Here is a 14,417-nt window from a genome sequence, read left to right as displayed (position 1 = left end):
TCTCGGGGCGTCTGGCGGTCAATCCGGCGGCATTGCCATGTTCGACCGCATTGGACATCGGAGAACGATGCACTTCTTTCGAGACAGAACACGCCGCCCGGCGCTGCGGCCGTGTCAATCTCTGGCGGAACGGCTTTGTCGGGGCGCTGCTGTCAAATCTGCTTTCTCGGCTTTGGCAGTCGCTGCTGCGGCTTTTTTAGTTGGTCCAGGTACGGCGGCGGCGCATCCGCATGTTTTCATTGATGCCGATGCCGACCTGATCTTCGACAGCTCGGGCCAATTGGCAGCAGTGCGCGTTATCTGGACCTATGACGAGTTCTACAGCCTCATGATGATGGAGGACTTCCGACTTGACGGCGACGGGGATGGCACGCCCGATCCAGACCGCCTGCGGGCCTTTGCTGGCAAAGACGTGGACTGGGCGGCCGGGTTTCCGGGCCATATCGTTCTTGAACAGCAAGGTCGCGCCTTGGCCTTGGAGCCGCCACAGGCCCATGCGGCATCCTATGCCAATGGCCGCATCACTACCTCGCATGTTCGACCGTTGAGCCGCCCGGTTGGCGTGACGTCCACGCGCTCGCTTCTGTTGCGCATCTATGACCCGGAATATTTTGTGGCCTATGACACGCCGCGCCAGCCGACAGTCCAGGGCCGCAGCGACTGCCACATTGCCCGGCGCTTGCCCGACACCACAGGCCAAGACGAGCTGCTTGCGGCTTTGCAGGCCCTAGACATCGGGTCGGACTCGCTTACCATCATGAGCATGGCCGATGTGGGCATCACCTTTGCGGATCGGTTCGAGGTATCATGCGGCGGGCGTTGATGCTTGCCCTCGGACTGGTCACGCTTGGGCTGTTGGCGGTCATCTTCCGGTATCACACCGAGATCGTCTCCTGGGCGATCGCCCAGCAGCGTGACTTCCAGAACGGCCTCGCCCGAGGCTTGCGAGCCTTGAAGGCGGGCGATGCCGGAGCTTGGGCTGGTTTCATCAGCCTGTGCGGCGGCTACGGGTTCCTTCATGCTGTCGGACCCGGCCATGGCAAGTTCCTGATGGGCGCCTACAGCGCCGCACGTCCGGTCAGGACGGGGCCGCTGATCCTTGCGACAGTGGCCGCGTCGCTAGGACAGGCGCTGACGGCGGTGCTGCTGGTGGCCGGAGGCATCGGGCTCTTCGCCCTGACCCGGCAGCAGATGACCACCCTGGCCGAGACGACCCTGACGCAGCTGAGCCTGGTTTCGATCCTGCTGATCGGCTTATGGCTGGTGCTGCGCGGCAGCCGGCGGGTGGCGGCGGTCGTCCTTCCGCGCAAGGCAACTCACCCTGGCATGGCCTTGGCAGGACACGCCCATCCCGGCTCGGCCTCGGACCACGGCATGTTCCCTGTGTCAGACCCCCACCACAACCATCACCATCACGACCATGGCTGCTGCTCGGGCTGCGGCCACGCCCATGCTCCTTCGCCCCAAGCCATCGCCGCCGCAACGACCTGGCGAGAGCTTGCCGGCGTCATCGGAGCCATCGCCATCCGCCCATGCAGCGGAGCGGTGCTTCTTCTCGTGCTGACCTGGCAGATGAACATCCTGCCCGCAGGCATCGCCGGGGTCTTTGCCATGGCCACCGGCACCGCTTGCCTGACGCTTCTTGTTGCCTTGATGGGACAGGCACTTCGCACCGGCGCCTTGGCAGGCATGACGGAGTCGAACGCCCTGCGCGTCATGGCCGCAAGCTTGGAGATGGTCGGCGGGCTGGCAGTCGTGCTGCTGGCAGGAGAAGGACTTGGCCTGATCTGACGCCAATGCCGCCGGAAGAAACCATGGCCTAATGCACGCCTGTTGAACCTTGGTGCGTTGCCAGTAAGCGGCCTCGGGTCGGGACGATCTCCACGGGGTAACTGTCGCCCCAGATGCGTAGGCAATCCTTCGCCAACATCTTCCGTTCTGCCCGGTCAAGCCGGGCTAGCACCGCCTCTACATCGCCACGCATTTCGCGCAGCAACCGGTCCCACAAGCGCAGGACAGATCGCGGGCTCCAGGGCAAGGCCGCTGCGGCGAGCCAGGTCCGCAACTCGGGCGGCAGCCGGTCATAGTGGTCCATGGGCCGCGTGCAGCTACGTCCTTTAAGCGAGGTAGCGAGATTGCGGGTCATGCCTGCGACCGATCTTTGGGTTCAAAATCCCATGCGGGGTCGATCACAGCCAGAAGCCGCGTCCCGCCAGTGCCCTCGATGGGGGGTGAGCGGTGAAGAAGGCCCGTCCGTTCCCCCGGCCAACGCCTGCCGCGCAGCAGCGCCACGCTGCCCGTTGTGACTGCCATGGGCGCGGCCTCCTGCCCTGGCTGGGCCAATTGCGTGCCCATGCCGCGATAGGTGCAAAGCATCCGCACCGTCTTGTTGTCGATGTGGAACTTGCGGCAGGCATTTGTTGTGACGACATCCAGGCGCAAATGCATCATTGGCGCATCCATGACCTCAGCCATGATCTCAGCCAGCACGGTGATGTCGCCCGCGAGCATGTCGCGAAACTGGTCTTGGGGCGTTCCGGCCAGATCGCAGGCGGCATGAACGCAAGGTGCGACCGAACCGACTGCGACGATGGTGCGCAACCGGGGCAATTGATGGACGGGAAGCGCGTCGATCCGTTGCGTGAACTCCGGCAGCGGATCGCGCTGCCAGACGGCGGCGGCGACGCCGCGATGTGAGATGCCATCCAGGATAGCGGCATCGCGGGCCTGCAGGATGGCCCGCGCCGCGTCCGGCTTCGGGAATGCGACGACGTTCATGCCGGCACGATCTTTCCGGGCAGAGAGTTCACCAGCATGGTCTCCTGCGGTCGGAAATGGATGACCGAGCGGATGGACTCCCCTGCATGAAGCAGGTCGAAAGCGGTGTTGATCTGCTCATGCGTCATGTTGTGGGTGATGTAAGGGTCCACGCTGAAGTCGCCGCGCAGCCATTCGTCCACCATGCCCGGCAATTGGCTGCGGCCCAAAACGCCGCCGAAGGCCGAGCCCCGCCAGACGCGGCCTGTCACAAGCTGGAACGGCAGGGTCGAGATTTCCTCACCGGCTCCCGCAACACCGATTACCGTGCATTCGCCCCAGCCCTTGTGGCAGCATTCCAGCGCGGAACGCATCACGTTGACGTTGCCGATGCACTCGAAGCTGTAATCCACCCCGCCATCGGTCATGTCGATGATGACCTGATGGATCGGTTCGGCGAAGTCCTTCGGATTGATGCAGTCATCCGCGCCCAAGTTTCTGGCCAACAGGAATTTCGAAGGGTTCGTGTCGATGCCGATGATGCGACGCGCACCGACCATCTTGGCGCCCTGGATCACCGCCATACCCACCGCGCCGAGGCCGAAGACCGCGACGGTGGAGCCCGGCTCGACCTTGGCCGTGTTGCGCACCGCACCCATGCCGGTCGGCACCGCGCAGCCCATCACGCTGGCCTTGGCAAGCGGCGCCTCCTTCGAGATCTTCGCCACCGCAATCTCGGGCAGCACGGTGTATTCGCTGAAGGTGCTGGTGCCCATGTAGTGGTGGATCATTTTGCCCTTGTAGGAAAAGCGGGATGTTCCGTCGGGCATGACCCCCCGCCCCTGCGTCTTGCGGATCGTCTGGCACAGGTTGGTCTTGCCTGACTTGATATAAGGGCAGTTCGGATCCTCAGGCGTATAAAGCGGGATGACGTGATCGCCCGGCCGCACCGAGGTCACGCCTGGACCGATCTCCTCGACAATGCCCACGGCCTCATGGCCCAGAACGGCGGGGAACAGCCCCTCGGGGTCAGCGCCCGACAGGGTGAACATGTCGGTGTGGCACAGGCTGGTGGTGACGATGCGGATCAGGACCTCTCCGGCCTTTGGACCTTCGAGGTCGATCTCCTCGATCTCCAGCGGACGGTTCGGTTCCCATGCGATCGCGGCGCGGGTTTTCATGATGGTTCCTCCTCTCGATCAGGTCAGGCGACCCTTTTCTGGCCCCAATGCGGGAACGGGTCGGGCAGCTTGGCCCAAGCCTGCGGGGTGTAGTCGATCGCATCGACAAGGGCGGCATCCAGCGCCGCGGTGATCGCCGCACGGTTCATGTCGGCGCCGATGAACACCAGTTCCTGCCGCCGGTCACCCCAAGGCTCGACCCAGTTCTTTTCCATCTCGGCCAAAGCCTGCGGATGGGTCGGCCAGCGATCCTGCGGCACCGAGGCCCACCAGCCGCCCAGGGGCTGTACCGTGGACATCGCGCCTGCCAGGCTGAACTCCACCGCCCAGTTCGGACGGCTGGCGATCCACATGTGTCCCTTGGCTCGGATCACGCCCGGCAGGTCGCCGTTCAGGACGGCGTGGATCTTCTGCGGGTGGAACGGCTTGCGGGCGCGATAGACGAACGAGGAGATGCCGTATTCCTCGGTCTCGGGAACATGGTCGACAAAGCCATAGAGTTCCTTGGCCCACATCGGGTTCATGTGCGCACGGTCGAAGTCGAACAACCCGGTGCCAAAGATGGCGTTTGGCTCGACGCGGCTGAAATCGGTCTCGATCAGCCTGGCATCAGGGTTCAGGGCGCGAACAATCTTGCGCGCCTTGTCCAGCCGCTCGGGGCCGGCGGCGGTCACCTTGTTCAGGATGATGACATCGGCGAATTCCATCTGATCGGTCAGCAGATCGACCAGCGTGCGTTCATCGTCCTCGCCCAGGGACTCGCCCCGGTCGGCGATGAAATCCTGGCTGTCGAAGTCATTGGTGAGGTTTACGGCATCGACTACCGTCACCATCGTATCCAGCCGCGCCGCATCCGACAGGCTGTTGCCCTCGGCATCACGGAAGTCGAAGGTCGCCGCGACCGGCAGAGGCTCGGCAATGCCGGTGGACTCGATCAGCAGATAATCAAAGCGCCCTTCGTCGGCCAAGCGGCGCACCTCGACCAGCAGATCATCGCGCAGGGTGCAGCAGATGCAGCCATTGGTCATCTCGACCAGCTTTTCCTCGGACCGCGACAGCTCAGCGCCATCGCGGACCAGATCGGCGTCGATGTTGACCTCAGACATGTCATTGACGATCACGGCCACGCGGCGGCCGTCCCGATTGTTCAGAATGTGGTTGAGAAGCGTGGTCTTGCCCGCGCCCAGAAAGCCGGACAGAACGGTGACGGGCAGGCGCGTGTCCTCGGAAGGTTGGCTCGCTGACATGGCATCCTCAATAGTGTGATGTTATCACGTTACTTAAATAGCGGGATTCATTCGTGCCTGCAACGCCGTTTTCTTGTCGGGCGGCACAACCATCATGGACAGCATCGAAAAGGCCGAGCAGACCAGTCTAAGGAGAGGCGTGCCCCAAACGGCAAGGATACCCGGTCGACATCACCTTGCCGCGATACGCCATGAGGGCTTTGCCAAAGTCGACACCGCGTAGCAGATGTTCGACAACTGTGTGATCTTCGCCTGCCTATCAGAAGATCAGTGAGCGGTGCAGCTGCGCACCTGCCCATGCCCCGTCCCCTACGGCCAGCGACACCGAGTGCGGCATGCGCCCGGCATCGCCGCAAGCATAGATGCCGGGAACGGACGTTTCCTTGCTGGACTGGGTCACGATCAACTGGCCGAGCGGGCCCTCCTCGATCTCGCAGCCAAGCAAGGACGCCAAGTCCGAAGGCAGCATAGCGCGGCTGGCCGTGAACAGGCCAGCAAAGCCGAGTAGCCGCCCGTCCCTCAATCGAACATCAGCGCGGCCTTCCAAGGCGGCGACGGGCGTCGGCTCGATGGTCACGCCGCGGCCTGACAGATCGGCCCGCATTTCATCGTCAGGCTCGACTGCGCCATTGGTCAGCAGCGTGACCTTGCCCCATTCCGGCAGCATCTGTGCTTGATGCAGCGACATCGACCCGGTCGCGATCACGCCAATCTTGCCCATCTCCAGTTCATATCCGTGGCAATAGGGGCAGTGGAACACAGTGCGGCCCCAACGTTCGGTCAACCCCGGAACTGGCGGCAGTTCGTCACGCACACCGCTTGCCAGCAAAAGACGTCGGCCATGATGGACGCTGCCTTCGTCCAGAGTGACGGCAAACGCATCCTTTTGTCCCTTGGCTTCCACAACGGTCCCGTCCACCCATGTGAGCGTCGGATAGTGCGAGAGCTGGTCCTTCGCCGTTTTCCAGATCACGGCCGGGTCCATGCCGTCCTGGCCCAGAAACCCATGCGAATGGTGGGCGAACCGGTTGCGCCGCTGGCCTGCGTCCACGATCAGCACCGTGCGCCGTGCGCGCAATAACTGCAGCGCCGCCGCCATGCCTGCATAGCTGCCGCCAATCACGATAACGTCCTGCCGCATTGTCTTGTCCTTTACTGATACTGCTTTTGCCTAGGCGGCATCACAGCCGATGCCGCGAGATGGGCTGCCGCAAGCGAGACGCGGGCGCGAGAGATAAACCTGCACCACGTTTCCTGCGTCGTGCTCCAACACCTTCTCAACCTGACAGCCGGCGGAGAGGCTGATCCTCGACTGAGACGCCAAGCTCCAGAAGTTGGTCGCGAATGTCATCGGCGGCGAGGAAATCCCGGCGGTCCCGTGCTGCTGCGCGCGCGTCCTGCAAAGCGCGAATACGATCCTCGTTTTCTGTCCCTGCCCTGGGCTCAAGTCCGGCCTGCCAGGCAGCTTCCGTCTTCTGCAGCAGGCCCAGTTCGGCCCCGGCCTCCACAAGCGCGGCAACGTAGCGGGGGCGCCGATCAGCGTCGCTCGTGCGCGCCGCCTCGGCCAGGGCGAACAGCTCGGCCAAGGCGGCAGGCGTGTTCAGATCATCATCCAGAGCCGCCCGGAACGGCACGAGAAGCGGGCTGTCTCGAGTCAGGCGCATTGTCTTCGGCCCCTCGCCTACGGCCGCATAAAGCCGTGACAGCGACCGGACGGCCTGCGGCAAAGTTTGCGCAGTCCAGTCGAGTGGCTGGCGATAAGGCGCGGACAGCAGCGCAAGGCGAACGGCCTCACCCGGTGCCTCAGCCAGCAGCTCCCGCATGAGCACCACATTGCCCAGCGACTTGGACATCTTTCGTCCCTCGACGGTCACAAAGCCGTTGTGGATCCAGAACCTGGCTCGGGTGCCCTGGGCGATCTCGTTCTCATGGTGCGGAAACTGCAGGTCCATTCCGCCGCCATGGATGTCGATGGGATTGCCCAGGTGATGCTCGATCATGGCCGAGCATTCGATGTGCCAGCCGGGTCGGCCCCTGCCCCATGGACTGTCCCATCCGGGCTGGCTCGGATCCGAGGGTTTCCACAGCACGAAATCCGCCGGGTCGCGCTTGAAGGGTGCAACCTCGACCCGAGCGCCAGCGATCATGTCGCCGCGCTTGCGGCGCGACAGCAAGCCATAAGAAGGAAAGGACGGCACATGATAAAGAACATGCCCTTCCAAGCTATAGGCATGATCCGCCGCGATCAGGCGCTGGATCAGACCGATGATCTGCGGGCGATGATCGGTCACCTTCGGCTCGATCGTTGGCGAACGCACGCCAAGCGCGGCCAAATCCGCGTGATAGGCGGCCGTGAACCGTTCTGTGATGGTCGAGATCGGGACGCCCGCTGCCGCGGCGGCCGCGTTGATCTTGTCGTCCACATCCGTCAGGTTTCGAGCATAGATCACCCGGCCGAAATGCCGCTCCAGCACCCGCACCAGAACGTCGAAGACCACGGCAGGACGGGCATTGCCGATATGGGCATAGTCGTAAACCGTCGGCCCGCAGACATACATGCGGACCTCCTGCGGGTTGCGGGGGATGAAGGGCTGCTTTGTGCCGCCCAAGCTGTTGGTGAGTGTCAGGGTCATAGGTGTTCACCCCTGGCAGCCGAGTCCGGAGTATCGGCAAAGGTATCCTGGCAACTCGCGCAGCGGCCCTGCAGTTCGACAACCCGCCGCCCGACCTGAAAGCCAAGCCGTGTCGCGCGGCTTGCGAACTCCGCCTCCAAGTCCGACAGGTCCATCTCCAGCGTGGCCCCGCAGTCGTTGCACAGGAAGAACGCCCGAATGGCGGGAGCGCCCGTATGCGCGATGGGCAGGAACGCATTGCGCGTTTCGATCCGGGTCACAAAGCCTTGCTGTTGGAGAAACTCAAGTGCGCGATAAGCCGTCGGAGGATCCACGCGCTTGCCGAGACGCTGCTGAAGAGCGCGGATGAGCTCGTAGGCCCCGAGGGGGTTATCGCAGTCAAGAAGCGCTTCGAGTGCAAGGCGGCGCAATGGCGTGAACTTCACACCGCGTTCCGCACAGAGCAGTGCCGCGTGATCCGCAGTCAGGGTGCGCGATGAAGAAGGGTCCGCCTGGGGCATGGTCTCGCAATCCGGCTGATAGTAATGTTATTACGTATCTTATCACCAGATGCAAGCACCAGAGAACGACATTCGGCCTTGTCAGCGGGCTTGTTCAGACGTTGGCGGCGATGTCAGGCGACCAAGGGAAATAGAAAGGCAATCTCGGTGGTGAGGTGCTCGGCAAGAACCGTGTATCTCTCTGGCACCACGACCGACGTCATGCTGCGGCGCAAGCCTTACAGGTTCCCCTGATCTCGATAACGGCGCGGGACAGCTTGAACTCCTGATCCTTCGTCCACGCCCGAAGCCGCTCTTCCACGGTGCTATCCGAAAATTCGTCCGCCCGTCCGCAATCCTCGCAGATCGCAAAAGCAATGAACCCATGCTTGTGCCCGTCTCCGTGATCATGCGGATGGGCGCAGGCCACAAAGGCGTTGATGCTTTCGAGCCGATGGACCAGCCCATATTCGAGCAGCTTGTCCAGGGCGCGGTAAACCTGCAGAGGCGCCTTGAAGCCTTCGCTGCGCAGATCGTCCAGGACGTCATAGGCGCTGACAGGTGTCCCACGCTTTTGAAGCGCAGCAAACACCAAGGCCTGATTGCGCGTGAGTTCTGATTTCTGTGCCATCACTTCTCCAATCAGGCCCTACTTGCTGATCACAAATGTGTATGTAATAACATTACTCGCACAAACGAGTCCTTGATCAGTCATGCCTGCAATTTCGGCCAACAAGAAGCCCTTGAACAACGAAGCGGTGATTTCCTTGAGGGATCTAACAGCAGGTTACAACCGCCATGCAGCGGTTCATCACCTGAATGGCGAGGTTCGGCGCGGCGCATTGATGGCAATCGTCGGCCCGAACGGATCGGGCAAGTCGACGCTGATCAAGAGCATTGTTGGAGTTCTGAAGCCGATGAGCGGCACCTGCCACGTCGCCCGTGATGTGACGATGGCCTATCTGCCGCAGCAGTCCGAGCTTGACCGCAGCTTTCCGGCGCGTGTGAAGGACCTTGTCCAACTCGGCTTGTGGCAGCGGCGCGGCCTGCTGAGCCGCTACCGCAACGAAGATCGGCAGCGGATCACCGAAGCGCTTTGTGCGGTTGGTCTTGAGGAGTTCGGCGACCGTCCCATCGACACCCTGTCAGGGGGACAGTTGCAAAGGGCGCTGTTCGCGCGGGTTCTGGTACAAGATGCTGACCTGATCCTGTTGGACGAACCGTTCAACGCGGTCGATGAAAAGACCATCCGCGACCTAGTCGCGCTGCTGCGCCGCTGGCAGGCCGAAGGACGGACTGTTGTCGTGGTCGTGCATGACCTCGATCTGGTTCGGGCCAGCTTTCCCGAAGCATTGGTGCTGGCCCGCCGTCCCATTGCCTGGGGTCCAACTGCTCAGGTCGTCACCGCTGAGAACATGACGCGCGCCCGGCAGTTCCAGGAAGCCTGGAACGACGATGCGCACTGGTGCGAACCTGCCCCCGCCCTGCAGGAGGCGTGATGTTCGAGTTCCTGGTGGCGCCCTTTCTTGAATTCGCCTTCATGCAGCGCGCCCTGTTCGGTGCCCTGCTGTTGTCGCTGTCGGCATGCCCTGTCGGCGTCTTCCTGATGCTGCGCCGCATGAGCCTGACGGGCGACGCCATGTCGCACGCGATCCTGCCGGGCGCGGCGGCGGGATTTCTGCTCTATGGGCTGGAAATCGTGCCGATGACCGTTGGCGGGCTGATCGCCGGGGCGTTGGTAGCGCTTGCCGCCGGCACGGTCGCTCGGCTGACGGTTCAAAAGGAAGACGCCTCGGTGGCCGCCTTCTATCTCGTCTCGCTGTCGATCGGGGTTGTCATGGTGTCGCTGCGCGGATCCAGCGTCGATCTGATGCATGTGCTGTTCGGAACGGTTCTGGCGCTGAACGACGCGGCGCTGTGGCTGATCGTGCTGGTCACGGCCGTGACGCTTCTGACACTGGCGCTCTTCTGGCGGGCGCTCGTGGCGGAATGCCTTGACCCGCTGTTCCTGCGGTCGGTGTCACGGCTGGGCGGCGTCGTGCACTTTCTGTTCCTGGGCCTTGTCGTGCTGAATCTCGTGGCCGGTTTCCAGGCGCTCGGCACTCTGTTGTCGGTCGGGTTGATGATCCTGCCCGCCGCCGCCGCGCGGTTCTGGGTCAATGACGTGGCAGCCATGTGCATCGTGGCCATCGGCATCGGCATTGCCGCATCGCTGGGCGGCCTGCTGCTCTCCTATCACGCAAGCCTGCCCTCTGGCCCGGCCATCATTCTCTCGGCGGGCGGAGTGTACCTGGTGTCGCTCCTGGTGGGGCCGCGGGGCGTGCTGCGCCTGCTGTTGCCGCAATTCCGTCACCGCACCGCCTGACATGGCAAAGGACTTTGAATGACACGCTGGCTGATCCACACTGTTGCATGTATTGTTATAACATTTGGCGCAGGCGCTGCACAGGCTGAGAACTTGAACGTCGTCGCCTCGTTCTCGATCATCGGAGACTTCGCAACGGAGGTTGGTGGGGACCGCATCAACCTCAAGGTGCTTGTCGGTCCAGACTCGGATTCGCATGTCTATGAGCCCCGGCCGGCGGATGCCATGGCGCTGATGCGCGCCAATGTAGTGCTGACCAACGGGCTGGAATTCGAAGGCTTCATGGACCGTCTGATCGCCGCCAGTGGCACCGAGGCGACGGTCGCGACACTGACCGACGGCATGGATACCATGGAGGAGCCGGGCGGCGGTCACTATCACTACGTCAATGGTGAGGCGATCTTCCATGCCGGAGCGCATGACCCCCATGCCTGGCAGTCTGTTGCCAATGCCAAAGTCTATGTCGCCAACATCGCCGACGTTTTCTGTGACGCCGATGCCGAAGGTTGCCAGACCTATCGGGCGAATGCGGAGCGCTACACGGCCAAACTTGACGCGTTGGATGCCGCAATCCGTGCTGATGTCGCAGCTTTGCCGAACGATCGCCGCACCGTGGTTGTCGCCCACAATGCCTTTCGCTACTTCGAACAGGCTTACGGCATCCACTTCCTATCTCCGCAAGGCGTCTCGACCGAGTCCGAGGCGGCTGCCGCCGATGTCGCGGGTCTGATCCGCCAAATCCGGGACACGGGTGCAGGCGCGATCTTTGCCGAAAACATCAGCGACACCCGCCTGCTGGAACGCATTGCGGCAGAGTCCGGGCTGAGGCTCGCCGGCACGCTCTATTCCGACGCCCTGTCAGCACCCGGCGGTCCAGCACCGACCTACCTGGCGATGATGCGCCACAATGCCGGCGCGATCACGGCGTCCCTCTCCAGCCACTGAATTCCCAAACCCGGGGCCCGCCCAACGCAAGCCCCATCGTTCCCATCAAGGAGACAGACAGATGCTAAGATATCTCGCAGGCGCCACAGCCATGGCCCTGATCATGAGCGGTGCCGCATTCGCCCAGGACCATGATCACGATCATGACAACGTGACGCTCTACCGTGTCTTCGTCGGCGATCATGCGGAGCCACGTGTCACGGTGATTGATCTGCAAAACCATGATCATGGAGAAGAAGGCCACGACCACGATGACGAGACCTGGACCTTCGACACGACAGGTCAGGTCAAGCTCTTCGGCGTCGCCAATGGCGCAGTTGTGGCGGCGGTGCAGTCGGATGATGACGCGGTGCATTTCTTCAAAAGTGGCATCGAACTCCACAATCACGGCGATCATTCGGACATCGAGATCGCGGATCCGGAGGCCATCCCGACTGTTTTGACCGGCCCGCGTCCGTTCCATCTGGTCGATCACGGCGGCAAGGTGGTGATCAACTATGACAAGGGCGGCTATGCCGAGATCCTCGACGGCCATCACTTGAGCCATGGCGAAGTCGAACCGGTGAAATTCCCGCAATCGCGCGCACACCACGGCTTCGTTGCCCCTCTGGGCTCCGCCTGGCTGTCCACCGTCGCTTCCGACACTCCGGTCGAGGGCGATGCCTCGGTGCCACGCCTTGGGCTGCAGGCCTTCATCGAGGACGGTAAACCGGCCGGTGACCTGGCCACCTGCACAGCGATCCATGGCGAGGCCTTCTCGGGTGCCTATCTTGCGGCCGGCTGCAGGGAAGGTGTGCTGACTGCCACCGCTGCTGCCGATGGCGTGTCCTACAAGATGCTGGAATACCCCGCCGAATTGCCGACAGGCGAGACCACCGGCACACTTCTTGGCTCGACCGCCATCCAGGTCTTTCTCGGCAATTACGGCCCCAAGGGTCTGGTCGTGGTCGATCCCGTCGATGCGCCGTCTTTCCGCTATATCGAACTGCCCTTCCGTCGGGTGGATTTCGCGCTGGATCCGGCGAAGCCCGCCAATGGCTACGTCCTGACCGAGGATGGTACGCTGCACCGGGTCGACCTGCTGAAGGCCGAAATCACCGCCAGCGCCAAGGTGACGGAAGCCTATTCCATGGACGGTCATTGGAATGATCCCCGTCCGCGGATCGCTATGGCTGGTGATAACATCGTGATGACCGATCCCAATGCAGGCCTGCTGCGGGTCATCTCCGCGGAAACGCTGGAAGAGCAGGAGACCATCCAGGTCGAAGGCAAGCCTTACAACCTGGCCGTGGTTGGCGGCAGCGGAGTTGTCCACGAAGGTGAGGGTCACGATCACGCCGGCCACAGCCATGGAGACCCGAAGATCTACACTGGTATCTTTGAAGACAGTCAAATCGCCGATAGGCCTCTGTCTGACTACGCAGGCGATTGGCAGTCGGTTTATCCGTTCCTTCAGGACGGGACCCTTGATCCGGTTTGGGACCATAAGGCCGCAAAGGGGTCGAAGAGCGTCGAAGAGTACCGGGCCGAATACGAAACTGGTTACCGCACCGATGTCGAGCGCATCACGATCGAAGGGGACTTGATCACCTTCTACCAGAACGGCGAGCCGATAGAAGGCCGCTATGCATATGACGGCTACGAGGTCTTGACCTACGCTGCCGGAAACCGTGGTGTTCGCTTCATTTTCTCGAAGACCGAAGGGGATGAGGCGGCCCCGCAATTCGTGCAGTTCAGCGACCATGGGATCGCACCCGCGAAGGCCGATCACTACCACCTTTATTGGGGCAATGACCGAGCCGCCCTTTTGGAGGAGGTCACCAACTGGCCGACTTACTATCCGTCGACGCTGAAGGCGGACGACATTGTTAAAGAGATGCTTGCGCACTGAGCAGGGCTTGCTGAACCAGGTGTCGTCCGGCTCCCTGTCGGGCGACATGAGGAGCACGCTTGGCGAGTGTGAGACCGGCATAGAACATCGGGATTGTCGCACAAGCCAAGGTCGTGTCGCGAATGTGGTAGGAATTCCCTGGCAGCGCGCTCCGGGCATGTGAAATTGGCTTCGATCAGGCGGCGAGGTCAAGGGACATCGGCACGAGTGGTTGAGAGAGGGTTTCCCATCCGTCGACCTTTCGCATCTGGATCTGCCCTGACGCCAAGAGCGCCCAGAGCAGCATCGGCACGGTTTCGGCGCAGGGCAGCACGGTCTGGGTCTTGATGCGGCGCCGGAATTCCTCGTTCAGACGCTCGATGGCATTGGTGGTCCGTGCCGACTTCCATTGTGAAGGATCGAGGCGGGTGAAGGTGAAGAGCCGGTCACCTGCTTCCTCCAGGCTGTCGGCCACGGCCCGGCACTTGAGCTTCCACTTGCGTATGAAAGCCTTGCGGCGCGTCTCGATCTCGGCGGCCGTGTCGGCATAGATCATGTCGCGGTAGTCCTCGGTCAGCTCGTCATGCAGGCGCTTGGGCGCGTGGCCGAGCAGGTTGCGGTGCTTGTGAACCGTGCAGCGCTGGATGGCCAGGTCCTCGCCCCAGAGCGCCACGAGCGCGGCTTCCAAACCGGGAGCGCCGTCAACGATCACGAGCTCCGGGCGCCTCAGGCCCCGCGCATCCAGATCCGTGAGGAATTGGCTCCAGGCAGCTGTGCTTTCGCCGCCCATGTTCCTGATGGCGAGGAGCACCTTTTGTCCATCGCGCCGCACGCCGATCGCCGCCAGCACCGAGATGTTGGTGGCCTTGCGGTCCAGCCGGGTCTTGATGACGGTGCCGTCGAGAATGAGCCGCACGATCTCTTCGCCGGCCAGATCGCG

14 protein-coding genes and 1 pseudogene are annotated in these 14,417 nt (G+C 62.6%); 6 read left to right on the top strand and 9 right to left on the bottom strand.

All coding sequences use genetic code 11. From position 1 onward, the window contains the following. Positions 1-37: 37 nt before the first annotated feature. Both OU682_RS12600 and OU682_RS12595 read left to right on the top strand, forming a co-directional pair. Positions 38-823 (top strand): DUF1007 family protein, encoded by a 786-nt coding sequence (locus OU682_RS12600; protein ID WP_268942484.1) that lies wholly within the window; start codon positions 38-40, stop codon positions 821-823. Next, positions 823-1,791, top strand: a complete 969-nt coding sequence (locus OU682_RS12595) for a nickel/cobalt transporter (protein WP_268942483.1) — start codon at positions 823-825, stop codon at positions 1,789-1,791. Before OU682_RS12600 ends, OU682_RS12595 begins: the two co-directional genes overlap by 1 nt. Before the next feature lie 28 nt (positions 1,792-1,819). On the opposite strand, the gene OU682_RS12590 is transcribed toward OU682_RS12595, so the two are convergent. The 8 genes from OU682_RS12590 to OU682_RS12555 all read right to left on the bottom strand — a co-directional run bounded on the left by OU682_RS12590 (position 1,820) and on the right by OU682_RS12555 (position 8,928). After that, complete coding sequence (locus tag OU682_RS12590; RefSeq protein ID WP_268942482.1) at positions 1,820-2,095, bottom strand: DUF6525 family protein; 276 nt, start codon at positions 2,093-2,095, stop codon at positions 1,820-1,822. 47 nt (positions 2,096-2,142) lie between these two features. After that, positions 2,143-2,778 carry a DUF1826 domain-containing protein gene (locus OU682_RS12585; protein WP_268942481.1) on the bottom strand — a complete coding sequence of 212 codons (636 nt, stop codon included), beginning with the start codon at positions 2,776-2,778 and terminating at the stop codon, positions 2,143-2,145. After that, complete coding sequence (locus tag OU682_RS12580; RefSeq protein ID WP_268942480.1) at positions 2,775-3,938, bottom strand: S-(hydroxymethyl)glutathione dehydrogenase/class III alcohol dehydrogenase; 1,164 nt, start codon at positions 3,936-3,938, stop codon at positions 2,775-2,777. Before OU682_RS12580 ends, OU682_RS12585 begins: the two co-directional genes overlap by 4 nt. A gap of 23 nt (positions 3,939-3,961) precedes the next feature. Continuing rightward, positions 3,962-5,185 carry a GTP-binding protein gene (locus tag OU682_RS12575; RefSeq protein ID WP_268942479.1) on the bottom strand — a complete coding sequence of 408 codons (1,224 nt, stop codon included), beginning with the start codon at positions 5,183-5,185 and terminating at the stop codon, positions 3,962-3,964. 259 nt (positions 5,186-5,444) lie between these two features. Next, on the bottom strand, positions 5,445-6,326 hold the full coding sequence (locus OU682_RS12570; RefSeq protein ID WP_268942478.1) for an NAD(P)/FAD-dependent oxidoreductase: 882 nt from the start codon (positions 6,324-6,326) through the stop codon (positions 5,445-5,447). A 136-nt stretch (positions 6,327-6,462) separates the two neighbouring features. After that, on the bottom strand, positions 6,463-7,818 hold the full coding sequence (gene cysS / locus OU682_RS12565) for a cysteine--tRNA ligase (RefSeq protein WP_268942477.1): 1,356 nt from the start codon (positions 7,816-7,818) through the stop codon (positions 6,463-6,465). Further along, a complete protein-coding gene (locus OU682_RS12560; protein WP_268942476.1) occupies positions 7,815-8,318 on the bottom strand; it encodes a transcriptional repressor in 504 nt (167 codons plus the stop codon). The genes cysS and OU682_RS12560 overlap by 4 nt, the downstream gene beginning before the upstream one ends. A 199-nt stretch (positions 8,319-8,517) precedes the next feature. Beyond that, a complete protein-coding gene (locus OU682_RS12555; protein WP_268942475.1) occupies positions 8,518-8,928 on the bottom strand; it encodes a Fur family transcriptional regulator in 411 nt (136 codons plus the stop codon). Positions 8,929-9,010: 82 nt separating this feature from the next. On the opposite strand from OU682_RS12555, the pseudogene aztA reads away from it, so the two are divergent. The 4 genes and pseudogenes from aztA to OU682_RS12535 all read left to right on the top strand — a co-directional run. After that, positions 9,011-9,637 (top strand): annotated as a pseudogene (aztA, locus tag OU682_RS12550) (zinc ABC transporter ATP-binding protein AztA); the annotation flags it as partial. Positions 9,638-9,795: 158 nt separating this feature from the next. Beyond that, complete coding sequence (aztB, locus tag OU682_RS12545; protein WP_268942473.1) at positions 9,796-10,662, top strand: zinc ABC transporter permease AztB; 867 nt, start codon at positions 9,796-9,798, stop codon at positions 10,660-10,662. A gap of 18 nt (positions 10,663-10,680) precedes the next feature. Beyond that, positions 10,681-11,607 (top strand): zinc ABC transporter substrate-binding protein AztC, encoded by a 927-nt coding sequence (gene aztC / locus OU682_RS12540; protein WP_268942472.1) that lies wholly within the window; start codon positions 10,681-10,683, stop codon positions 11,605-11,607. A 1,282-nt stretch (positions 11,608-12,889) separates the two neighbouring features. After that, positions 12,890-13,498, top strand: coding sequence for a ZinT family metal-binding protein (locus OU682_RS12535; protein ID WP_268942527.1), 609 nt, complete (start codon positions 12,890-12,892; stop codon positions 13,496-13,498). Positions 13,499-13,673: 175 nt separating this feature from the next. Here OU682_RS12535 and OU682_RS12530 read toward each other — a convergent pair. Further along, a partial coding sequence (locus OU682_RS12530; RefSeq protein WP_268942471.1) for an IS256 family transposase occupies positions 13,674-14,417 on the bottom strand: 744 nt, incomplete at its 5' end.

The organism is Paracoccus benzoatiresistens (assembly GCF_026913015.1).
Lineage (GTDB): Bacteria > Pseudomonadota > Alphaproteobacteria > Rhodobacterales > Rhodobacteraceae > Paracoccus > Paracoccus benzoatiresistens.
This window is presented reverse-complemented; position numbering and strand designations above follow the sequence as displayed.